Source organism: Paraburkholderia sp. SARCC-3016 (assembly GCF_031119615.1).
Classification (GTDB): Bacteria; Pseudomonadota; Gammaproteobacteria; order Burkholderiales; family Burkholderiaceae; genus Paraburkholderia.
On sequence record NZ_JAVHZD010000002.1, the window covers coordinates 306864 to 329048 of the forward strand.

Annotated in this window: 19 protein-coding genes; 12 read left to right on the plus strand and 7 right to left on the minus strand. The window is 63.4% G+C overall.

What is annotated here, in order from left to right:
- The first annotated feature begins 164 nt into the window (after nucleotides 1-164).
- From QYH69_RS03760 to QYH69_RS03785, 6 genes are all read left to right on the plus strand, one after another.
- Nucleotides 165-830: an NAD(P)H-dependent oxidoreductase gene (locus tag QYH69_RS03760; RefSeq protein ID WP_308830565.1), complete on the plus strand. Its 666-nt coding sequence runs from the start codon at nucleotides 165-167 to the stop codon at nucleotides 828-830.
- A 227-nt stretch (nucleotides 831-1057) separates the two neighbouring features.
- Nucleotides 1058-1273 (plus strand): transcriptional regulator, encoded by a 216-nt coding sequence (locus tag QYH69_RS03765; RefSeq protein ID WP_075161591.1) that lies wholly within the window; start codon nucleotides 1058-1060, stop codon nucleotides 1271-1273.
- A 316-nt stretch (nucleotides 1274-1589) separates the two neighbouring features.
- The gene (locus QYH69_RS03770; protein ID WP_308830566.1) at nucleotides 1590-2489 is read left to right on the plus strand and encodes a ferritin-like domain-containing protein; all 900 of its coding nucleotides are present in this window, start codon (nucleotides 1590-1592) and stop codon (nucleotides 2487-2489) included.
- A gap of 90 nt (nucleotides 2490-2579) precedes the next feature.
- Entirely contained in the window at nucleotides 2580-4025 is a 1446-nt protein-coding gene (iaaH, locus tag QYH69_RS03775) for an indoleacetamide hydrolase (protein WP_308830567.1), read from the plus strand.
- Between the two features lie 19 nt (nucleotides 4026-4044).
- Nucleotides 4045-4791 (plus strand): CDP-diacylglycerol diphosphatase, encoded by a 747-nt coding sequence (locus tag QYH69_RS03780; protein WP_308830568.1) that lies wholly within the window; start codon nucleotides 4045-4047, stop codon nucleotides 4789-4791.
- A gap of 129 nt (nucleotides 4792-4920) precedes the next feature.
- Nucleotides 4921-5949, plus strand: a complete 1029-nt coding sequence (locus tag QYH69_RS03785; protein WP_308830569.1) for a fatty acid desaturase — start codon at nucleotides 4921-4923, stop codon at nucleotides 5947-5949.
- Here QYH69_RS03785 and QYH69_RS03790 read toward each other — a convergent pair.
- The 3 genes from QYH69_RS03790 to QYH69_RS03800 form a co-directional block, all read right to left on the minus strand.
- Nucleotides 5928-7439: an aldehyde dehydrogenase gene (locus QYH69_RS03790; protein WP_308830570.1), complete on the minus strand. Its 1512-nt coding sequence runs from the start codon at nucleotides 7437-7439 to the stop codon at nucleotides 5928-5930. The two genes, QYH69_RS03785 and QYH69_RS03790, sit on opposite strands and share 22 nt — an antisense overlap.
- 58 nt (nucleotides 7440-7497) lie before the next feature.
- Nucleotides 7498-8898, minus strand: a complete 1401-nt coding sequence (locus QYH69_RS03795) for an MFS transporter (RefSeq protein ID WP_308830571.1) — start codon at nucleotides 8896-8898, stop codon at nucleotides 7498-7500.
- A 126-nt stretch (nucleotides 8899-9024) separates the two neighbouring features.
- Nucleotides 9025-9756, minus strand: a complete 732-nt coding sequence (locus QYH69_RS03800; RefSeq protein ID WP_308830572.1) for an enoyl-CoA hydratase/isomerase family protein — start codon at nucleotides 9754-9756, stop codon at nucleotides 9025-9027.
- Between the two features lie 166 nt (nucleotides 9757-9922).
- Between QYH69_RS03800 and QYH69_RS03805 the strand changes: the two genes are divergently transcribed.
- Both QYH69_RS03805 and QYH69_RS03810 read left to right on the plus strand, forming a co-directional pair.
- A complete protein-coding gene (locus tag QYH69_RS03805; protein ID WP_308830573.1) occupies nucleotides 9923-10678 on the plus strand; it encodes a GntR family transcriptional regulator in 756 nt (251 codons plus the stop codon).
- A gap of 108 nt (nucleotides 10679-10786) precedes the next feature.
- Nucleotides 10787-11587 carry a PhnD/SsuA/transferrin family substrate-binding protein gene (locus QYH69_RS03810; RefSeq protein ID WP_308830574.1) on the plus strand — a complete coding sequence of 267 codons (801 nt, stop codon included), beginning with the start codon at nucleotides 10787-10789 and terminating at the stop codon, nucleotides 11585-11587.
- Nucleotides 11588-11623: 36 nt separating this feature from the next.
- Here QYH69_RS03810 and QYH69_RS03815 read toward each other — a convergent pair whose 3' ends face one another.
- The 4 genes from QYH69_RS03815 to QYH69_RS03830 all read right to left on the minus strand — a co-directional run bounded on the left by QYH69_RS03815 (nucleotide 11624) and on the right by QYH69_RS03830 (nucleotide 17430).
- The gene (locus QYH69_RS03815; protein WP_308830575.1) at nucleotides 11624-13657 is read right to left on the minus strand and encodes an acetyl/propionyl/methylcrotonyl-CoA carboxylase subunit alpha; all 2034 of its coding nucleotides are present in this window, start codon (nucleotides 13655-13657) and stop codon (nucleotides 11624-11626) included.
- A 34-nt stretch (nucleotides 13658-13691) separates the two neighbouring features.
- Complete coding sequence (locus QYH69_RS03820; protein ID WP_308830634.1) at nucleotides 13692-14480, minus strand: enoyl-CoA hydratase/isomerase family protein; 789 nt, start codon at nucleotides 14478-14480, stop codon at nucleotides 13692-13694.
- Between the two features lie 77 nt (nucleotides 14481-14557).
- Nucleotides 14558-16165 carry a carboxyl transferase domain-containing protein gene (locus QYH69_RS03825; protein WP_308830576.1) on the minus strand — a complete coding sequence of 536 codons (1608 nt, stop codon included), beginning with the start codon at nucleotides 16163-16165 and terminating at the stop codon, nucleotides 14558-14560.
- A gap of 83 nt (nucleotides 16166-16248) precedes the next feature.
- Nucleotides 16249-17430, minus strand: coding sequence for an isovaleryl-CoA dehydrogenase (locus QYH69_RS03830; protein WP_308830577.1), 1182 nt, complete (start codon nucleotides 17428-17430; stop codon nucleotides 16249-16251).
- 390 nt (nucleotides 17431-17820) lie between these two features.
- Between QYH69_RS03830 and QYH69_RS03835 the strand changes: the two genes are divergently transcribed.
- The 4 genes from QYH69_RS03835 (at nucleotide 17821) to QYH69_RS03850 (ending at nucleotide 22182) form a co-directional block, all read left to right on the plus strand.
- Nucleotides 17821-18606: a TetR/AcrR family transcriptional regulator gene (locus QYH69_RS03835; RefSeq protein ID WP_308830578.1), complete on the plus strand. Its 786-nt coding sequence runs from the start codon at nucleotides 17821-17823 to the stop codon at nucleotides 18604-18606.
- A 146-nt stretch (nucleotides 18607-18752) separates the two neighbouring features.
- On the plus strand, nucleotides 18753-18971 hold the full coding sequence (locus tag QYH69_RS03840) for a hypothetical protein (RefSeq protein ID WP_374992342.1): 219 nt from the start codon (nucleotides 18753-18755) through the stop codon (nucleotides 18969-18971).
- Nucleotides 18972-19381: 410 nt separating this feature from the next.
- A complete protein-coding gene (locus QYH69_RS03845) occupies nucleotides 19382-20716 on the plus strand; it encodes a glutamine synthetase family protein (protein ID WP_308830580.1) in 1335 nt (444 codons plus the stop codon).
- Between the two features lie 17 nt (nucleotides 20717-20733).
- Nucleotides 20734-22182 (plus strand): aspartate aminotransferase family protein, encoded by a 1449-nt coding sequence (locus tag QYH69_RS03850; protein ID WP_308830581.1) that lies wholly within the window; start codon nucleotides 20734-20736, stop codon nucleotides 22180-22182.
- The last annotated feature ends 3 nt before the right edge of the window (nucleotides 22183-22185 follow it).

Here is a 22185-nt window from a genome sequence, read left to right on the forward strand (position 1 = left end):
ACAAACCCTGTTCGGTATATCGTTAGAACGAAAAGTCGGTTCGCGCCGCGCACATGCAACTCTAAGATAGCGATTCTGGCCGTTGTCCATCCGCGCGCCCAATCGTTCGCGCTGCACGCGATGCGGTCATCGCAGCCGACGTCACCGAGCAAGGAGTCTTTCAGTTGAACCGTTTCGAGCATTCCCGCGCGCCGCTCGTAGTCGGCATCGGCGGCACGACGCGCGCCGCATCGTCGACCGAGCGCGCGCTTGCCGTCGCGCTGCGCGGCGCGCAGGAAGCCGGTGCGCAGACGCGCGTGTTCGGCGGCGCATTCCTGCATCGGCTGCCGCACTATGCACCTGAAAATAGCGAGCGCACCGACGAACAGCTCGAGCTGATCGAAGCCGTGCGCAACGCCGATGCGCTTGTCATCGCAACGCCCGGCTATCACGGCGGCGTATCGGGGCTCGTCAAGAATGCGCTCGATACGCTCGAAGACCTGCGCGACGATGCACGCCCGTATCTCGATGGCCGTGCGGCCGGCTGTATCGTCACCGCATACGGCTGGCAGGCCGCGGGCTCCGTGCTCACGTCGCTGCGCTCGATCGTGCACGCGCTGCGCGGCTGGCCGACACCGTTCGGCGCCGGCATCAATACGCTCGAGACTAGCTTCGACAACGCGGGGCTTTGCTCGGACCCGAAGGTCGCCGGGCAGCTCGCAACCGTCGGCCGCCAGGCCGCCCAGTTCGCGCTCGCATTCGGCAGCGAGGCGCAAGCAGGCGATAACGGTGCGGCCGGCGGCGGCCCGTCGCATGCAGGCGCCGCCGGGATCTTCGCGCTGGCCGACTGACACCCCACCCTTGGCGCCGCGCATCGCGGCTTCACACGCGCGCGCTCGTTGCGTCCATCACGTTGCGTCCATCACGTTGCGCCGCCCGTCGCGCGACGACCCATTGCGCACAGCAATGCGGCCGTGCGCACAAAGCGTCCGCGAAACCGTGTGCCAGCCCACAGACGGACGCGCATTGGCGACCGATAGTCGCGTCAACCGGACAATAAAACCGGATGCAAGAGCAAATGAACCGACTGATTCGCTACAAGGGTTACCAGGTCGCACCCGCTGCGCAGCGCCTGCCGAACGGGCTGTTCGCGGCCAATCTGACCATCGAGAAAAGCGCGGCCGAGCCGGGGCGCGCCTATTCGTTCGACGCCCTTGACTACTTCTTCGACGAAGAGCATGCGCTCGCCTATGCATTCCGCTGGGGACGCCTGTGGGTCGACGACCATCAATAACGGCGCGGCGCCTCGCCGGTTAGTCACCGAATCGCGCGCAAGACGCGCGCACGCCAACGCTTGCCGGGTCCGTCCGGTATCGGCGCGCTCCCCTTTCATCCAAGCCGCAGCAAGACCACACCAAGGCCACACAAGGCCAAATCAAGGCCACACCAAGGCCACACCAAGGCCACACAAAGGCCTCGCGCGCGCCGCGCGCGATTCGTGGCCAAGGCCGTCAGCCACGCCTGTCGTGCCGGTGCAAGCGCCGTTCCAGTGTGTTGTGACAAAATAGGGCGACATATGTCTTACGTAAGATGCCTTAAATAAATTTGCCATGTCCGATACCCTGACAGATGCTGCCGGCGAAGATCACGCGCTGCGAAACTGGACATTCCGGGACCAGGCCCGTATGCGGATCGGCTCCGAGGCCCACAAGCAGATGTTCTGCCGCATGCTGCTGGAAACCCATAATCCCTATAAACCCGCGGTACTCGACTGGCCTGCGCTCGCACCCGACGCACTGCAGCGCCTCACTTCGCTGCCGATCTGGGACATCGCCGTGCAAACCGAAGGCCGCGCATCGATTCGCGTGGCCACATACGCGGCCACGGTCAAAGATCCGCTGCTGCGCGAAGCGATCGAAATGGACGGCGCCGAAGAAGCGCGCCACAAGCATGTGCTGTCGCACCTCGTCGCCGCCTACGGCATCGAACTCGCGCCGGAGCCTGAATACCCGGCGCCGCGCGACGCCGAATGGGCATGGATGTTCACGGGCTACAGCGAATGCATCGACAGCTTCTTCGCCTTCGGCCTGTTCCGCTCGGCCCAGCAATCGGGCTACTTCCCCGAATCGCTCGTCGAAACGTTCGAGCCCGTCATTCAGGAAGAGGCGCGCCATATCCTCTTCTTCATCAACTGGGTCGCGTGGCATAGGCGCAGGATGCCGTGGTGGCGCCGCCCGTGGCATTCGCTGCGCGTCGCCGCGATCTGGGTCAAACTGGTGTGGGACCGCGTAGGCATCGCGAAGGGCATGGACGCCGACGGCGTGATGCACGACTCGAATTTTCTGGCCGCGAACAGCGCAACGATCGGCGCTGCGCTCGACGCACGGCAACTTCTCGAGCTATGCCTCGTCGAAAACGAGCAGCGCATGAGCGGCTATGATGTGCGTCTTCTGCGCCCCACGCTGATGCCGCGGCTCGCGCGGCTCGCTCTGCGTTTCATGAAGAAGTAACGGGTGCAGCGTTGCGTCCGATTCGCGCCGCGCGGTCCGAGCGCGCCGGCGCGAGCTGGGCTTCGCGCGTCCGACCGGGAGGGAACACGCATGGCATGGACCGTCGACGAACAGCTGGCACTGAGCGCATGCGAAGCAGTTGCGGCCATCCAGGCGGGCAAGCTGCTCGCAACCGATTACGTTGCGACGCTGCTCGCACGCGCGGCGGCGCTGTCGAGCCTCAATGCCTTGACCGCGCTCAATATGGAAGGCGCGCTCGCGGCCGCGCAGCGTATCGACGCGCTATCGCCCGGCGAGAAAGCGCGTCTGCCGCTCGCGGGCCTGCCCGTGATCGTCAAGGACAACATCAACACGGCGGACCTGCAGACCGCCGGCGCGACGCCCGCACTCGCGGACTTCAAACCGAAAACCAACGCGCCATCGGTGCAGCGCCTGCTCGACGCAGGCGCAGTGCTGCTCGGAAAAGCGAACATGCACGAGCTCGCATGCGGCATCACGAGCACGAATTTCGCGGCGCCGGGCCCCGTGCGCAATCCGTACGACCCGGGCCTGATTCCGGGCGGCTCGTCGGGCGGCAATGCGGTCGCGGTCGCCGCTCGCATCGTGACGGCCGGTCTCGGCACCGACACGAGCGGTTCGAACCGCATTCCGGCCGCGCTGACCGGGTGTGTCGGCTTTCGGCCTTCGGTCGGCAACGGCGGCGCCGAGCGCCGCTATCACGATCCGCAAGCGCTGCTGCCGTTGAGCCACACGCGCGACACCGTCGGCCCGATCACGCGCACCGTGGCCGATGCCGCGCTGCTCGACGCGGTCATTACTGGCGACGCCGCACAGCCGCCGGTGGCACTGTCGGGCTTGCGCATCGGCTTGCCCGCGCCATTGTGGGACGGCCTCGATGCATCGCTCGAAGCGGTCGCGCGCGCCGCGCGGCGCAAGCTCGCAGCCGCGGGGGTCACGTTCGTCGAACTCGAGATGCGCGAACTGATGCCGCTCAACGACCGCACGGCACCGATCACGGCTCACGAAACGCTGGCCGACGTGCGTGCATGGCTCGTCGCGAACGACGCGCCGGTGCAGACGGTCGAGGAACTCGCACGCTCCATTGCGAGCCCCGACGTGCGCGAAATATTCGAAGCGATTCTTGCAGACCCGTTCGCGCCGCTCTATCAGGCCGCGCTCACGACATGGCGGCCGCAACTGCAGCAGCTTTATGCAACGACATTCGCAAACGGGCGCGTCGATGCATTGATGTTTCCAACCACGATTCTTCCGGCGACGCCGCTCGACGAAATTCGCGGCTCGTCCGTCGTATCGCTGCATGGCCGCATGCTCGATACGATGATGGCCTATCTGCGCAACACGGACCCTTCCGCCAACGCGGGGCTGCCCGGTTTGTCGCTGCCCGCGGGACGCACCGCGGACGGTTTGCCCGTAGGCATCGAACTCGATGGGCCGGTCGGCAGCGACCGGCAACTGCTTGCGATCGGTAGCGCATTCGAACAGGTTCTCGGCGCACTCGCGCCACCCACAATCTAACTACCGATGAGTCTCCTCCATGCTCCTCCTCTTGCGAAAAACACTGGTCTTTTCGCTGGCCGTGTTCGTGGGCGCCTGCGCGTCGCTGGCGGCCAGCAATCCGAATGCGCTATGGCAGATCGTCAGTGAACAGTGCGTGCCGCCCGAGCAGTCGATCGGGAAACCCGGCGCATGCACCGACGTCAATCTGAAGAAACACTATGCGATCCTGAAGGATATCGTCGGCGCCACGCAGTTTCTGCTGATTCCGACCGACCGCGTGAGCGGCATGGAAAGCCCGCTGATTCTGCAACCCGACGCGCCCGATTACTGGGTCGATGCGTGGAACTCGCGGCATTACGTCAATGCCCGGGCCAAGGTTCAGTTGCAGGACGATCAGCTCGGGCTCGAGATCAATTCCCAGTTCCGGCGATCGCAAGAGCAGCTGCATATACATATCGATTGCATGCGCGACGATATCGTTGCCGCGCTTGCGCCGTATCGCGACCAGGTGCTGTTCCAGTGGCATCCGGCGACACTCGATAAACAGCGCTATCGCGTGATGCGCGTGCCGAACCTCGAGGGCGAAAACAATCCGTTCCGGGTCGTTGCGCGCGATCTTCCGGATTCCGGTCAGATGGCCGAGCAGACCATACTCGTCACGGGAGCGGGGCGAACCACGAAGGACGGCTGGCTGATCGTCAATAGCGCGCTGAATATCGAAGACGGCAGCGGCACGGCCGAGCCGTTGCTCGATCATCAATGCATGCTCGCGAAGCACGGGTGAGCCGCTTAAGCGGTTTTTCAGCGAAGCTTCGCATGACAAATTGGTTTCACCACGCGTAACCGGCCAGTAGCATCGGGTTCGATCGACGTCAGGGCTTTCGGCCCGGCGCATCAACGACCGGATCCGCCGATGGCTTTTTATCTCGATGACACCCAGCGTGAAGTTCTGTCACGTCGCCGCGCGAGCTGGACGTGGCGCAGCGAATGGCCGACATGGCTCGTCATCGTGGCGATTTACGCCGGCTGGTTCGGCGCCGCGACGCACGCGCGCGAACTCGGAATGCCCGTTACGATCGCGCTGCTCGCGCTATTCGGCGCATGGTATCTGTCGCTGCAGCACGAACTGCTGCATGGGCACCCGACACGTTCGCCGCTTATCAATGGGCTGATCGGTTTCATGCCGCTCGCGGTATGGCTTCCGTACCGCGTGTATCGCGAGCTGCATTTGCGTCATCACGACGATCCGCATCTGACACGCCCCGAACACGATCCGGAAAGCTATTTTGTCAGTCCTGACGCGTGGAATCGAGCGGGCCCGATACTGCGCGCATGCTTGACGGCGCGCAATACGTTTGTCGGGCGCGTGCTGCTAGGCCCCGCGTTTTCGCTTGCCGCGACCGCAAGCGGCGCGGCGCGCAAGCTCGTAAAGCGCGATTTCAGCGACGTGCCCGCGTGGCTCGCACATGGTGCGGCACTTGCCGCATTGACGACGTGGCTCGCGCGCGACTGCGGCATTTCACCGTGGCTTTTTATTGCCGGCGCCGGTTATCCGGCGCTGGCGTTGAATGCGATCCGCTCGTTTCACGAGCATCGCGGCGCGGATGCGTACGAGCATCGCTCGGTCATCAATGAGGCGGCGTGGTACTGGCGGCTGCTGTTTCTGAACAACAACTACCACGCGGTGCACCACGATCTGCCGGGGTTGCCGTGGTTTGCACTGCGTCGCATCTACCGCGAGCGCCGCACGGACTATCTGCTGCGCAACGGCGGTTTTCTCGTGCACGGGTATGGCGACTGGCTTGCGTCGTACGCGGCAAAACCGGTCACGCATCCGGTCCACGCCATCGCGCAAACCGGCGCCGCTTCGACGCGGCGCCGGCCGACGCAACCGAAGCTTCTGCTACGGCGTGCGCGTCTTCAGTTCAGACGCTTCAACTGACCGTCGTCTGCATACCAGTCGACTGTCTTGCCCGTCGTGTTGACCGTCACCGCGCGCGGCTCGGTGAACTGGTCGAACGACTCGATGCCGGTCTCGCGGCCCACGCCGCTGTTCTTGAAGCCGCCCCACGGCGATGCCGGGTCGAGACGGTGATGGTCGTTGACCCAGACCATGCCGAACTCGAGCTTGCTCGCCACACGATGCGCGCGCGCAACGTCGATCGTCCACACGGAGGCGGCAAGGCCGAACTGCGAGTCGTTGGCAATGCGGATCGCGTCGGCTTCGTCCTTGAACGGCATCACCACGGTGACCGGGCCGAACACTTCTTCCTGGCCGATTTCGCAGCCCGGATTGACGTCGTACAGCACCGTCGGCTCGAGGAAGAAGCCTTGCGACAGATGCGACGGAATCTTGCCGCCCGTCAAAAGCTTCGCACCATCCTGTTCGGCGCGCGCGAGCATGGCGAGAATGCGCTGCCGCGACCGGTCGGAAATCACCGGGCCCAGTTGCGTCTTCGGGTCTTCGGGGTTGCCGACGCGGATGCCGGCCGCCTTCGCGCGGAAACGTTCGAGAAATTGCTGATAGATCGTTTCCTGAACGAGAATGCGGGCGCCGCACACACACGTCTGCCCGGCGCCGATGAACGACGCAAATGCGGCGCCGTTGACGGCCCGTTCGATATCCATATCGTCGAACAGGATCACCGCACCCTTGCCGCCCAGTTCGAGCGTAGTCAGCGCGAAGGTGCGCGCGGCCGCTTCGCCGATCGAGCGGCCCACCTCCGTGCCGCCCGTGAACACGACCTTGCGGATCAGCTCGTGCTTCGCGAGCGCCGCGCCGCATACGCGGCCTTCGCCGTTCACGACGTTGACCACGCCCTTCGGCACGCCCGCCTCTTCGAGCAGGCGTACGAGACGCACCGTCGTCAGCGGAGTTTGTTCGGATGCCTTGATGACGACGCTATTGCCGGTCGCGAGCGCCGGCGCAAGGCTTTTCGACAGAATCATCAACGGATGATTGAACGACGTCATCAGCGCGACGACGCCGAGCGCCACGCGCTGCGTATAACAGAGGTACGGGCCTTCGATCGGAATCACGTCGCTACGGCGTGTCAGCGACAGCGCCGCAAAGTATCGATAGAACTGCGGCAGGCGCGAAATCTGCGCGCGCGTTTCGGCGATCGGCCGGCCGTTGTTCAGTGTTTCGAGCTTGTAGAAATTCTCGAGGTCGGCTTCGAACAGGTCGGCAAATCTGTTCATGATGCGCGAGCGCTGCTGAATCGGCATATCGCGCCACTCGCCGCGCTCGAACGCCGCATGGCCGGCGCGCACCGCGCGATCGACATCGGCTTCCGACGCCGCGGCGAGGCTGCCGATCACGGCGCCCGTTGCCGGATTCACGATGTCCATCGTGTGGCCGCCTTCGGCGCCAGTCCATTCGCCATCGATCAGAAGCTGGGCTTCGAGGTGCTGCTTGTTGACTGCATCCATTGCGATTTCCTTTTCGATTTCCTTGCGGGTTCGGTGCGGTTTCGTGCGATTGGGTTGATTACTTGAGCGGCGACACGCGCGCGGCAGCGTTGACGCCGTCGCGCGCGAGCGCGTCGCCCGGTTGAAGGTCTTCGAGGCGCTGGCCCGTCGGTTCGACGCCGAGCCATGCGACCACCACGATCTGGACCGCGAGCAGCCCGATCATCAGCGCCAGCACGCCGACCACGCCATGCTGCGCAAACAGCGAAACCACGATAAACGGCGTCACGATCGTCGCGCCACGCCCCAGGGTATTACAGATGCCCGATGCGCGCAGACGCACTTCGGTCGGGAACAGTTCGGGCACGTACACCGCGAACAGCAGCGCGACGAGCACATAGATCGGTATGGTCAGCAGCAGGCCCACCACCGGCAGCAACAGCGGATTGCTGACGAACGGATAGATCGCGCCGAACAGAATGGCCAGCAACGACGCGATGATGATCGTCTTCTTGCGCCCCCAGGAATCCGCGGTAAAGGCGCCGATGGCCGAACCGACGGGCGCGCCGATCGACATCACGAGCGCATAGCCGAACGACTTGGCAATGCTGAAGCCCTGATGCACGAAGAACGTCGGCAGCCACGTGACGAAGCCATACAGCAGCGTATTGATCACCACGAGACACACGCAGCCGACAATCATCCGCTGCAGCATCGTGCCTGAGAACAGCGACGCGAAGCTCATCGGCTGCTGCGCATGCGCGGACTTCGCGGCCGCGACGGCCGGCGGCGGCAACGGCTTGCCCTGCTCGTTCGTGACTTCGCCCTCGATGCGCTGCAGGATCGCCTCGGCTTCCTTTTCGCGGCCCGCGGATTCCAGCCAGCGCGGCGACTCGGGCAGCGACTTGCGCGCGTACCAGACGCCGAGCGCGCCGATGCCGCCAAGCACGAACATCGCTCGCCAGCCGAGCGCGGGAATCACGAGCAAACCGATCAGCCCCGCGATCGGCAGGCCGGTCACGACGAACACCGCCATCAGTCCTTGCAGCCGGCCGCGCGAACGCGGCGGAACGAACTCGGCGAGCGTCGAGTAGCCGACCACGTTTTCAGCGCCAAGACCCACGCCCATCAGGAAGCGGCACGCGATCAGCAGGTTCATGGTCGGAGAAATCGCTGCCCCGAGCGACGCGAGGCCGAAGATCGCCAGATTCACCTGATACGTGAAGCGGCGTCCGAAACGATCCCCGAGGAAGCCGGTGACGAGCGAGCCGAGCATCATGCCGAGGAACGTCAGCGACACGAACAACGCGTTTTGCGCGAGGGTCGAGAAGCCTGTTTTCAGCGTCGCGCCGAGCACCGTCGACGCGACATAGATGTCGAATCCGTCGAAAAACATGCCGATGCCGATCAGCCACATGATCCGGCGATGAAACGCCGACATCGGCAGCCGGTCGAGTCTTGCACCTGCGTTCACGTTCATGTTGTACGTCTCCAGCCAGTTTCCGGTCGGTTGTTGTTTTGCGCGGCGGGGGGTGGTTGCCGCGGGCGTGTGTCGGGTGTTGCGTTGACGATCGCGTCAAGGATTGCGACGTCGGCGGTTCGGCGCTCAGCGGCTTTGCAACAGCCGCATGGTCGTCACGGTCAGCGTTTCCGTTGCGAAGCGGAAGTTCTGTTCGAGCGCGTTTTCTTCCGCGGCCTGGAAAAACACCTTGCAATCGCGGGCGCCGGTCTCGTCGAGCGCGAGGATCCGTTCGATCAGCGTGTCGGTTGCCGCGCTCAGCGTATCGGGCTCGGCAACCTGCGTGATCAGGCCCGCGTCGAGCGCGACAGCAGGCGCAAGCGGTTCGCCGAACAGCACCATCGGGAACACGCGCTTGGGCAGCGCATAGCGGCCAAGGTAGGCCATGATCGCGGCCGGCGGCAGCCCGGCTTTCATCTCCGGGAACGCAAGGCGCGCGGCGCTCGATACGATCGCGAAATCGCACAGGATCGCGAGGCCGAACCCGAATCCGAATGCGTCGCCCTGCACCTCGGCGACGCTGATCAGCGACGTGCTGCGCAGCAGCTTCTTCAATTCGATAAGCCGTGCAACTTCCGCATGAACCGACGCCGCGTCGCGGCCCGCGCGTTCGCGTCCCTTGCAGAATGCGTTGCCCACAGCGCGCAGCCGCAGCACGCGCGCGCTCGGCTCGATCGCTTCGCTGCGCAGCGCGGCGATCATCGCGTCGAACATCGGCCCGGTGATTTCATTGGCGGCATCCGGGTTGTTCAGCGTGAACGTGAGCACCGCGCCGGATTTCTCGATCGATACGGGCTGCGGCAAAGAAACGTGATCCACGTGCTCTCCTTGGTTCGGGTCTTGGTGCGGGTGTTGGTTCAGGCCTTGGTACGGCAGGTTCGATGTTGTATAATCTGTATACAGCGTATTCAATGAATATCGCAGTGTCAACCGGAATGCTCGGCGAGGGGTTATACGATCACCGGAAGGGAGAAGGGAGCTCCAATTGCGAACCGCAAAAAAAGCCGAGAAAGGCCAGCATCAGGACATGCCGCTCGCGCCGCCGCTCGATACGATCGGCCGCAAGTACCATGCGCGCATGCGCACCATCCATGCGACGAGCGACTCGTTGAGCGAAGGCGTCGTCGTGCCGGCGCTGCGCGAGGCGATCGTCGAAGGCGTGCTCGCGCCCGGCAGCCGCCTGTCCGAAGTACAGGTCGCGAAGCAATTGAATGTGAGCCGCACGCCGATGCGCGAAGCGTTCGCGCAGCTCGAACGCGAAGGGCTCGTCACGATGCTGCCGCGCATCGGCGCGTTCGTGCGCTCGGTCAGCGTGCGCGACGTCGAAGAAATCTATACGGTACGTTCGGCGCTCGAGTGCCTTGCGGTGCAACTCGCCGCGGACCGCATTACCGCGCTCGGCCGGGCGCAGCTCGATGACGTGGTCGCCGCGATGGAAAGCGCCGTTGCCGACGACAATCCCGCGAGCTATGTCGATGCGCTCGATCGCTTCTATACGGTCGTGATGACGATCGCCGATAACCACACGCTGCAGGAGAGCCATGCCGCGCTGATCGGTCCGGTGCGGCGCGTGCGGCGTATCGCGATGGCGCGCGGCGGGCGCATGCGGGCGTCGTTCGAGCAGTCGGTGCGGATTCGCGACGCGATCGTAAATCACGATCCGCGCGTGCAGGACCTGATGCGCGAACAATTGCAGGGGGCCTGCAAGTCCGCGCTCGACGTGCTCAATCACGTCGAATGACCGTGACGCAGCGCGGTCGCGCCATGGCGTGGCCATATGGCGTCGCGCGCTTGCCGCAGTCGGCGCGGTTTGGCGAGGCTCCGACGATATGCCAGAATCGGGCGCATCATGAATTCCGTTCCCTGGATTGCCGCGCTGCCGATGTACAACGTCTCGCCATCGCTCGCAGCGTGCTGGCGCGATTGGCTTGCGGACGTGCTCGGCATCGTCGAGCCTGCGGCGCGCATAGTCGACGGCGGTAACGACTTATCGGCGCTCTGGCGCCGCAACGATCTGCTGCTGTCGCAAACGTGCGGCTACCCGTTGACGCACGAATTGCGCGACGCGGTACAACTCGTTGCAACGCCTTGCTTTGACGCGCCGGGCTGCGACGGTCCCCGCTATTCGAGCGCGCTGATCACGCATGCGGGTGCATCGTTCGCAACGCTCGAAAGCTTGCGCGGTTCGACAGTCGCGTTCAACCAGACCGATTCGCACAGCGGCTTCAATACATTGCGGCATGTCTTCGCACCGTTGGCGCGCGGCGGCCGCTTCTTCGATTCAAGCATCGAGACCGGCTCACATCTCGCTTCGCTGCAAGCCGTGGCCGAACGCCGCGCGGATCTTGCCGCGATCGACTGCGTGACGATGGCGTTCGTGTGCGACGAACGGCCGGCGCTTGCGCATGCCGTGAAGCAGATCGGATGGACCGAAGCATCGCCGGGCTTGCCGCTGATTGCATCGAAAGCGCTGCCGGCGGATCGGATCATTGCGTTGAGAAGCGCGTTGAAGGAAGCGCTGCTGTTGCAGCCCGAGCGAGCGCGGCGGCTGCGTTTAAAGGGCTTTGAAACGTGCTCGATGGACGACTACGCGCGTATCACCGAGCTGGAAAACGAGGCCATCGAACGCGGCTATGCGCGGCTGGCGTGACGCGGCGCATGCTTGCGGGCGCTCACACTATGCGGATCACTCGCTTGCCAGCACGAGCAATTGCGCCCCTTCGGCGACCTGATCGCCGATCGCGTACAGCAGTTCGGCCACCGTACCCGCAGCAGGCGCACCGATCGTATGCTCCATTTTCATCGCTTCCATCACGATCAGCGGTGCGCCCTTTTCGACCTTTTCGCCGGGCTCGACGAGCACCGCGATGACCTTGCCCGGCATCGGCGCCGTCAGGCGTCCTTCGCCATGCTCGGCATCCGCGGCATGCGCAAGCAGGTTCTGCCATTCGAATGCGAGCGCCTCGCCGCGGCAGAACACATGAAACGTATCGCCATCGATAAACACGCGGCCCGTCACGCGGGTATTCCCAAGCGTCGCACCATATTCGTGCGGCGTCGTGCCGGCCCACCACGCGAACGGCTCCTCGCGACCCGCGAATTCGAGCGCCTGCGCGTCACCGTCGCGTGCGAAGGTGACGACGAACGGCGCATCGCTTTCGACGTCGTTCCAGTTCAACGTCCGTCGATAACCGCCGTTCAGACGCCAGTGCGCGAGCGCTTTCCACGGCGACGTGCCGCACGCGGCCGCAGCGCCGCCCGCCGCGTCGCCCTCGCGCTCGAGCAGGGCCGCACAGGCAAGCGCAAGCGCGGCGTCGAACGGCTTTTGCGTCGGTGCGAACAACGTATCGCGATGACGTTCGATCAAACCCGTATCGAGGTCGGCGCTCGCGAACGGCTCGCTTGTCACGATCCGCCGCAAAAACTCGACATTCGTATGCGGCCCGACCACTTCGCATGCCTGCAGCGCGCGGCTCATGCGCTGCAACGCGTCGGCGCGCGTCGCCCCATGCACGATCAGCTTCGCGATCATCGGGTCGTAGAACGGCGTGATCGTGTCGCCCTCGCGCACGCCGCTGTCGATGCGCACGGGCGCACGCGGACCGCCCTGCTGCATGGCGACCGTGAACTCGACGCCTTCCGGCATGCGCAAATGCTTGAGCGTGCCCGTCGACGGCAGAAAACCGCGCGCCGGATGCTCGGCATAGATGCGCGCTTCGATCGCGTGTCCAGTTAGCTGCAACTGGTGCTGCGCGCACGGCAACGCTTCGCCGGCCGCGACGCGCAACTGCCATTCGACGAGGTCGTGTCCGGTCACCATCTCGGTGACCGGATGCTCGACCTGCAGCCGCGTGTTCATTTCCATGAAGTAGAAATCGCCGCCCGTCATGATGAATTCGACGGTGCCGGCGCCGACATAGTCGACCGCGCGCGCGGCCGCGACCGCTGCTTCGCCCATCGCACGGCGCAACGCATCGGAGAGCCCGGGCGCGGGCGCTTCTTCGAGCACTTTCTGGTGACGCCGCTGCACCGAGCAGTCGCGATCGAACAGATAGACCGCGCCGCCATGCGTATCGGCGAACACCTGCACTTCGACGTGGCGCGGCCGTGTCAGATACTTTTCGATCAGCACGCGATCATTGCCGAAGCTGCTCGCCGCTTCGCGTTTGCACGACACGAGCGCCGCCGCGAAATCGTCGCCACGCTCGACGACGCGCATACCTTTGCCGCCGCCGCCCGCGCTTGCTTTCAGCAGCACCGGGAAGCCGATCGCGTCCGCTTCGCGCCTGAGCAGATCAGCGTCCTGATTGTCGCCGTGATAACCCGGTACGAGCGGGACCGCGGCGGCATGCATCAACGCCTTGGCGGCGGCCTTCGAGCCCATCGCCGCGATGGCCTCGACAGGCGGTCCGATAAAGACGAGGCCGGCCGCCTTGCACGCGCGCGCGAAGTCTTCGTTTTCCGACAGGAAGCCGTAGCCCGGGTGCACGGCCTGCGCGCCGCTTGCGCGCGCCGCGTCGATAATGCGGTCGATACGCAGGTAACTTTCCGCCGCGGTCGAACCGCCGATATGCACGGCTTCGTCGCAAGCTGCGACGTGCTTCGCGTTCGCATCCGCATCGGAATAGACCGCCACGCTTGCAATGCCAAGCCGCTTGCACGTGGCCGCAACGCGGCATGCGATTTCGCCTCGGTTCGCAATGAGGATCCTGTTGAACATGAGTCTGCCCTGGCGCTGTAGTTTGCCTGTTGACTTATTGTGTGCGCCACACGGGCGCGCGCTTCTCGAGAAACGATGCCACGCCTTCGCGCCCTTCGGCGCCAGCCCGCACCTGCGCGATGCGAACGGCCGTTTCCTCGATCAGGGCCCGGTCGAGTTCGCGGTCTGCGATGTCCTGCACGAGTTGCTTGCAGGCGCGCACCGCGCGCGGTCCGTTCGAACATAGAATCGCCGCAAGTTGCTGCACGGTGTCGTCGAGCTTGTCTGCGCCGACCACTTCGCTGACGAAACCGAGCCGCAGCGCGGTCGCGCAGTCGAACTGCTCGGCCGTCGCAAAGTAACGACGCGAAGCGCGTTCGCCGAGTGCGCGGATCACGTACGGTGCGATCGTCGCCGGAATCAGGCCCAAACGGGCCTCGGAGAGGCAGAAATGCGCGGTGTCGACGGCAATCACGATATCGCACGCGGAGATGAGACCCATCCCGCCCGCGTATGCATCGCCGTTCACGCGCGCGATCACGGGCTTCGGGCAGCGGTAGATCGACCACAGCATATCGGCAAGGCGCAATGCGTCGGCGCGGTTCTCGTCGTCTGAGTAGCCGGCCATCTTCTTCATCCAGTTCAGGTCCGCACCGGCGCAGAACGCCTTGCCATTTGCGCCGAGCACGACGGCACGCACGTCGTCGCGCTCGGCGAGTTCGCGAAACACCGCGGTCAACTCGGCGATCATCGTTTCGTTGAACGCGTTGCGTACGTCTGGACGATTCAGCGTGACCGTCGCCACCTGATGCGTGAATTCGACGATCAGCGTTTCAGGGTTCAGTTCATTCACCATTCGAAACTCCTCGCGCGAGCCTGCAAGATCGTGCGCATTCCGTGCGCCGCATTGCATCCGCTGCATTACATGCGGAATACGCCGAAACGCGTGTCCTCGATCGGCGCGTTCATCGCAGCCGACAACCCCAGTCCGAGCACGTCGCGCGTTTGCGCCGGATCGATCACGCCGTCGTCCCATAGTCGCGCGCTTGCATAGTACGGGTGGCCCTGGTGCTCGTATTGCTCGCGAATCGGCTGCTTGAAAGCCTCTTCTTCGGCCGCGCTCCATGTGCCGCCCTTCGCTTCGATACCGTCGCGCTTCACGGTGGCGAGCACCGATGCGGCCTGCTCGCCGCCCATCACCGAGATGCGCGCGTTCGGCCACATCCACAGAAAACGCGGCGAATACGCGCGGCCGCACATCCCATAGTTGCCCGCGCCGAACGATCCGCCGATGATCACCGTAAACTTCGGCACCTTCGCCGTCGCGACCGCGGTGACCATCTTCGCGCCATTGCGCGCGATGCCTTCGTTCTCGTACTTGCGGCCGACCATAAAGCCCGTGATGTTCTGCAGGAACACGAGCGGAATCTTGCGCTGGCAGCACAGTTCGATGAAATGCGCGCCCTTCAACGCAGACTCCGAAAAAAGTATGCCGTTGTTCGCAACGATGCCGACCGGATGCCCCCAGATGTGCGCGAAACCCGTGACGAGCGTCGTGCCGTAGCGGGCCTTGAATTCATCGAAAGCGGAATCGTCGACGATGCGCGCGATCACTTCACGAATATCGAATGGCTTGCGCGTATCGACCGGAATCACGCCGTAGATGCTCTTCGCGTCGTATCGCGGCGGCTTCGGCTCGCGCAGCGCGAGCGGCTGATCCTTGCGCCGGTTCAGATTCGCGACGATGCTGCGCGCGATGGCGAGCGCGTGCGCGTCGTTCTGGGCGAGATGATCGGCTACGCCCGACAAACGCGTGTGCACATCGCCGCCGCCCAAATCTTCGGCACTGACTTCTTCACCGGTCGCGGCCTTCACGAGCGGAGGACCGCCAAGAAAAATCGTGCCCTGGTTCCTTACGATGATCGACTCGTCGCTCATGGCCGGCACATAGGCCCCGCCCGCGGTGCACGATCCCATCACCACGGCGATCTGCGGAATGCCCGCGGCGGACAGATTTGCCTGGTTGTAAAAGATACGGCCGAAGTGGTCGCGATCGGGAAACACGTCGTCCTGATTCGGCAGATTGGCGCCGCCGGAATCGACGAGATACACGCAAGGCAAGCGGTTTTCGGCGGCGATCTCCTGCGCTCGCACGTGCTTCTTGACGGTGATCGGGTAGTACGTGCCGCCTTTGACGGTCGCGTCGTTGCAGACGATCACGCATTCCTGCCCTGCGATCCGTCCGATGCCGGTGATGACGCCCGCGCCCGGTGCGTCGTCGTTATACATGCCGAATGCGGCAAGCTGCGAGAGTTCGAGAAACGGCGTGCCGGGGTCGAGCAGTTGCGCCACGCGCTCGCGCGGCAACAGCTTGCCGCGCGATACGTGCTTGTCGCGCGCGGCTTCTCCGCCACCGAGCGCGAGCTTGCCGATCCTGTCGCGCAAGTCTGCGACAAGCGCTTCGAGTGCGGCGGCGTTTGCGCGGAAATCGTCCGAGCGCGGGTTCAACTTCGTTTCGATCACCGGCATTGCATGCTTCTCCTTCTTCTGATGCCTCGCGTGCGTTTGTTGCCATTGCGGGCAGCCACGCCGCGATACGATCCGGTTCGCCGCTACATTGTTTCGGCAAACAGCTCGCGGCCGATCAGCATCCGGCGAATTTCGCTCGTGCCCGCACCGATCTCGTAAAGCTTCGCATCGCGCCACAAGCGGCCAACCGGATACTCGTTGATATAGCCATTGCCGCCGAGAATCTGGATCGCCTCGCCGGCCATCCACGTGGCCTTTTCCGCCGTATAGAGAATCACGCCCGCGCAATCCTTGCGCACATGGCGAATATGATCCTTGCCGAGCGTGTCGAGATTGTGGCCCACCGCATACAGATACGCGCGGCATGCCTGGAACGTCGTATAGAGATCGGCGAGTTTGCCCTGGATCAGCTGGAATTCGCCGATCGACTGGCCGAACTGCTTGCGGTCGTGCACATAGGGCACCACGGCGTCCATCACGGCGGCCATGATGCCGGTCGGGCCGCCCGCCAGAACGGCGCGCTCGTAGTCGAGTCCGCTCATCAACACCTTGACGCCGCCGTTCAGTTCACCGAGCACATTTTCCTGCGGCACCTCGACGTCCCGAAACACGAGTTCGCCGGTATGCGAGCCGCGCATACCGAGCTTATCGAGCTTCTGCGCAACCGAAAAACCGCGCATGCCCTTCTCGACGATGAACGCGGTGATGCCGCGCGCGCCCGCTTCGACGTCCGTCTTCGCATAGACGACCAACGTATCGCAATCGGGACCGTTGGTGATCCACATCTTGGTACCGTTCAATACGTAATGGTCGCCCTTTTTGTCCGCACGCAATTTCATGCTGACGACATCCGAGCCCGCATTCGGCTCGCTCATCGCGAGCGCGCCGACGTGTTCGCCCGACACGAGCTTCGGCAAATACTTGCGCTTCTGTGCTTCGGTGCCGTTGCGATGGATCTGGTTCACGCACAGATTCGAATGCGCGCCGTAAGACAACCCGACCGACGCCGATGCGCGCGAGATCTCCTCCATCGCAACCATATGCGCGGTGTAGCCCATGTTCGCGCCGCCGTATTCCTCCGCCACCGTCATGCCGAGCACGCCGAGATCGCCGAACTTGCGCCAGAGATCCATGGGGAATTGATCGGTGCGGTCGATTTCGCCGGCACGCGGTGCGATTTCTTTCGCCGCGAACCCCGCGATGCTGTCACGCAGCATTTCGACTTCTTCGCCGAGCGGGAATTGCAGGCCGGGCAAGTTGCTCATTCGAATCTCCCAGGTGAGCGGTCGGAGGTGCGGCCTGGATGCGGCGGCCCGTGATGACGCGCGGTACGAGGCCTAATACAAGGTTTGATATAAGGCCCGATGTGCAGCGCATCCAGCGTCGCGCCGATGCGCGACGCGCATGCCGCATTGCGGTAGCGCGACCTTTCTGAGCCAGGCTCAAGATTTTCCGCGACCGACGAATACGATTTGCCGCCGCGATATGCCATCGCAAACACCGTTACAGTGCGCATTTCACGCCAGATTTACGTAAGCGTCAATAGGTATTTCTGAGCGAAGCTCATAAAACGGCCGACGTACTGAAGCCTTACGTGCCATGCTAGTATCGACTGGCGCCGGGCCATCCGGCACTGAAATCTGGGTTGGGCTCATATGATGCGCGTAACAAGGGACGAGACACCGGCTTCACGCCGGCAGCCGGCGGGACGCAAGTCGCAGCAGCGTGTGAAGGAAATTCTCGAAGCCGGCCGCGACGTGTTCTCCGAGAAAGGATACGAGCGGGCGACCACGGCCGAGATCGCGCATCGTCTCGGCATTTCCGAAGCCACCGTATTCAGCTATTTCCGCGGCAAGCGCGAGTTGTGCGCACGCGTGATCGGAGACTGGTACGACGAAATCATCGAAGCGATCGAAGCAGGCCTGCCGCGCGACGGCGGCGTGCGTCAGCAGTTCGCGTTCATCGTGCGCACCCATTTGCGGCTCATGCTCGTCAACGGCACCGGGCTGTGCTCGCTCGTGCTGTCCGAAGGGCGCACGCAGCAGCATGAGCTGAGCGAGGCGCTAACGGGACTGCACCGGCGCTATACCGCACCGCTGATGCGCGTGCTCGCACAGGGACAGGCCACGGGCCAGGTGCGCGCCGACATGCCGCTGCGCCTGTTGCGCTCGCTCGTGTTCGGGCCGATGGAGCATGTGCTGTGGGAGGCGACGCTCGCCAATCGCCGCTCCGATATCGATGCAACCGCGGACCGGCTCATCGACGTCCTGTGGTCCGCGCTACAGCCGCCCGACGTCGCGCGCGCCGCGCTTGCGCAATTTCGCCATGACGTAAGCGAAGCGACGCGTCGGCTCGAGCAGGCCGAAGCCGCGCTGCGGGACACCGCACGCACACGCGAGACGCGACGTTCGCGCAAGGACAACGGCAGCAGCGGCGCATGAAAGCCGCTCATTTTCGTTGCCATGCATGTGTCATGTGCACGCCTTGAAAGGAATTGACACGTTTTCTGGCTCGTATATCCTGATTACGTAAGGCCATCTTTTTTAACGTCGCCAGATCGAGTGTCATCGTGAGAATCCGAGGCCCTTTGGTAAGGTGGAACCGTGGTCGGCCCGCGAGGTGTCTTCGCGCTGACTGCACCAACGCCGACGGTATCGGTAGCGGCATGCGCGCAATACTTGCATTGCGCCGCTTCCTGCCCGTCTTCGCCATTCTTTCCCGCCGTTCGGTCAGACGCCACAACGTCGTCTGCGCACGCGCCTTCGTCGCCATTCATTCGGACGGCGTCGCGTCCCTGCTTCCCTAGCGCCTCTTCCGGCGTTTCCTTTTTCGCTACCGCTCTGTTTCGCCTTGTCTGTGCATGCGTTTGCGCTGCCCAGCGGCGCGATTGCGCACGAGCCGACACTGCTATCAGCACTACGCGCGCGTGCGTTTTTCGACGCGCGCCTCATCTGGCACGCCGCCATGCGCGGCGCGTAGCCTGGCTATTCGCGTCGCGTAGTGCGATGCGCTGACCGCGGTTGCACCAAAGAACGCTATTCATACGCGTTCTCTCACCTTCCCAAACACGTTATGTTCAACCATTAGTCATGCAAACAAAACCATTGACCAGCGTCATCGCCGACAGAACGACGATCTGAACGAAGCGTTCCAATCCGGCGACGTGCGCACTGGCGACAACACTTACGCAGTGGCGGGCCCACAGAGAGAACAATCATGTACGACATCGATGAGTTTCTAAAGAAGCATCACATCACCGAGATCGAAGCCATCATTCCCGATATGGCCGGTATCGCGCGCGGCAAGATCATTCCGCGCAGCAAGTTCGAATCCGGCGAATCGATGCGCCTGCCGCAGGCCGTCATGGTGCAGACCGTAACGGGCGATTACCCGTCGAACGGCAGCCTGACCGGCGTGACCGATCCGGACATGGTATGCGTGCCCGATGCATCGACGATCCGCATCATCCCGTGGGCCGTCGATCCGACCGCGCAGGTCATCCACGATTGCGTGCATTTCGACGGCACGCCTGTTGAAATCTCGCCGCGCCGTGTCTTGCGGCGCGTGCTCGATCTCTATCGGGAGAAGGGCTGGAAGCCGATTGTCGCGCCCGAACTCGAGTTCTATCTCGTCGATATGAACAAGGACCCGGACCTGCCGCTTCAGCCGCCCATCGGCCGCACCGGCCGTGCCGAAACAGGGCGGCAGGCGTATTCGATCGAAGCGGTCAACGAATTCGATCCGCTTTTCGAGGACATCTACGAGTATTGCGACGTTCAGGAACTCGAAGTAGACACGCTGATTCACGAAGTGGGCGCCGCGCAGATGGAAATCAACTTCCTGCATGGCGACCCGCTCAATCTGGCGGACCGTGTGTTTCTGTTCAAGCGCACCGTGCGGGAAGCGGCATTGCGTCATCAGATGTACGCGACCTTCATGGCGAAGCCGATGGAGAGCGAACCGGGTTCGGCGATGCACGTGCATCAAAGTCTCGTCGACAGCCATAGCGGCGAAAACCTGTTTACCGGCCACGACGGCGAGCCCACCGCCCTCTTCCACGGCTATCTCGCGGGCCTGCAGAAGTACACGCCTGCGTTGATGCCGATTTTCGCGCCGTACATCAACTCGTACCGCCGGCTGTCGCGTTTCATGGCGGCGCCGATCAACGTGCAATGGGGCTACGACAACCGCACGGTCGGTTTTCGCATTCCGCATTCGGGGCCTGGCGCGCGACGCATCGAGAACCGGATTCCGGGCGTCGATTGCAATCCGTACCTCGCGATTGCCGGCACACTCGCGGCCGGCTACCTCGGCATGACGCAGCATCTGCGTCCGACCGAGCCGCTGTCGAGCGACGGTTATCAGATGCCGTATCAACTGCCGCGCAATCTCGAAGAGGGTCTCACGCTGATGTCGGCATGCACGCCGCTGGCCGAAACGCTCGGAGAGCGCTTCGTCAAGGCCTACCTGACACTGAAGGAAATCGAATATGAAGCGTTCTTTCGCGTGATCAGCTCGTGGGAACGCAGGCATTTGCTGCTGCATGTCTAACAATACCGGAGCCGACCATGAGTTCTACGACAGAAGCAAACCTCTACGCGACGCAAACGCCGACGATACATGACGAACCCGAAGTCGAAGCATCGCCGCACACACGCAGCACCGCCGAGTACCGCACGCTCGACGCTGCACATCACATCCATCCGTTCTCCGATATGGGAACGCTGAATCGCACCGGCAGCCGCGTGATAGTGAAAGCGGAAGGGGTTTACCTGTGGGATTCCGACGGTAACCGGATTATCGACGGGATGGCCGGTCTCTGGTGCGTAAACATCGGCTACGGCCGCAAGGAACTCGCTGACGCCGCATATCGGCAGATTCGGGAACTATCGTTTTACAACACCTTCTTCAAGACCACGCATCCGCCTGTGATCGAGCTGTCGGCGCTGCTTGCCGAATTGACGCCTGCGCCGTTCAATCACTTCTTTTATTGCAACAGCGGCTCCGAGGCCAACGACACGATGCTGCGAATCGCGCATCGCTATTGGGCTGCGCTCGGCAAACCCGGCAAGAAGTATGTGATCTCACGCACGAACGGCTACCACGGCTCGACAATCGCGGGCGCCACATTGGGCGGCATGGACTATATGCACGAGCAGATGCCGTCGCCGATGCCGCATATCGCGCATATCGATCAGCCGTACTTCTTCGGCGAAGCGGCGGCCGACATCACGCCTGACGCATTCGGCCTCGACCGCGCCCGGCAACTCGAAGCGAAAATTCTGGAGATCGGGGCACAGAACGTCGCCGCATTTATCGGTGAGCCTTTCCAGGGAGCGGGTGGCGTGATTTTTCCACCGTCGAGCTATTGGCCTGAAATTCAACGCATTTGCCGCAAGTACGATGTGCTGCTCGTCGCCGATGAAGTGATCGGCGGATTTGGACGCACCGGTGAATGGTTCGCGCATCAGCACTTCGGCTTCGAACCCGATCTGATTACGCTAGCGAAAGGAATGACAAGCGGATATGTGCCGATGGGCGCGGTCGGCTTGCACGACCGTATCGCGCGAGCACTGATCGAAAACGGCGAATTCAATCACGGGATGACCTATTCGGGCCATCCGGTCGCTGCCGCGGTCGCGATAGCCAATCTCACGCTGTTGCGCGACGAAGGTATTGTCGAGCGTGTCAGACATGAAACGGGGCCGTATTTTCAGGCGCTGTTGCGCGAGACGTTTGCGGGGCATCCGATTGTCGGCGAGGTGGTCGGTACGGGGCTGGTTGCCGGCGTGCAACTTGCGAGGGAACCCGCTGCGCGCCGCCGCTTTGAAAATGGCGCGGAGGTCGGCACAGTGTGCCGCGATTTCTGCTTCAACGACAATCTGATCATGCGCGCGACAGGAGACCGGATGTTGCTGTCGCCGCCGCTCGTTATCGCGAAGAGCGAGATCGATGAGATCGTCGAGAAGGCAAAGCGTGCGATCGATGCGACCGCGCGACAAGCGGGATGCCACTGATTT

Bases quoted from the DNA above. Each gene is read 5' to 3' on its own strand.
- QYH69_RS03765 (WP_075161591.1), top strand. From the start codon at position 1,058: ATGAACCGACTGATTCGCTACAAGGGTTACCAGGTCGCACCCGCTGCG.
- QYH69_RS03770 (WP_308830566.1), top strand. From the start codon at position 1,590: ATGTCCGATACCCTGACAGATGCTGCCGGCGAAGATCACGCGCTGCGA.
- iaaH (WP_308830567.1), top strand. From the start codon at position 2,580: ATGGCATGGACCGTCGACGAACAGCTGGCACTGAGCGCATGCGAAGCA.
- QYH69_RS03780 (WP_308830568.1), top strand. From the start codon at position 4,045: ATGCTCCTCCTCTTGCGAAAAACACTGGTCTTTTCGCTGGCCGTGTTC.
- QYH69_RS03785 (WP_308830569.1), top strand. From the start codon at position 4,921: ATGGCTTTTTATCTCGATGACACCCAGCGTGAAGTTCTGTCACGTCGC.
- QYH69_RS03790 (WP_308830570.1), bottom strand. From the start codon at position 7,439: ATGGATGCAGTCAACAAGCAGCACCTCGAAGCCCAGCTTCTGATCGAT.
- QYH69_RS03795 (WP_308830571.1), bottom strand. From the start codon at position 8,898: ATGAACGTGAACGCAGGTGCAAGACTCGACCGGCTGCCGATGTCGGCG.
- QYH69_RS03810 (WP_308830574.1), top strand. From the start codon at position 10,787: ATGAATTCCGTTCCCTGGATTGCCGCGCTGCCGATGTACAACGTCTCG.
- QYH69_RS03815 (WP_308830575.1), bottom strand. From the start codon at position 13,657: ATGTTCAACAGGATCCTCATTGCGAACCGAGGCGAAATCGCATGCCGC.
- QYH69_RS03825 (WP_308830576.1), bottom strand. From the start codon at position 16,165: ATGCCGGTGATCGAAACGAAGTTGAACCCGCGCTCGGACGATTTCCGC.
- QYH69_RS03830 (WP_308830577.1), bottom strand. From the start codon at position 17,430: ATGAGCAACTTGCCCGGCCTGCAATTCCCGCTCGGCGAAGAAGTCGAA.
- QYH69_RS03835 (WP_308830578.1), top strand. From the start codon at position 17,821: ATGATGCGCGTAACAAGGGACGAGACACCGGCTTCACGCCGGCAGCCG.
- QYH69_RS03845 (WP_308830580.1), top strand. From the start codon at position 19,382: ATGTACGACATCGATGAGTTTCTAAAGAAGCATCACATCACCGAGATC.
- QYH69_RS03850 (WP_308830581.1), top strand. From the start codon at position 20,734: ATGAGTTCTACGACAGAAGCAAACCTCTACGCGACGCAAACGCCGACG.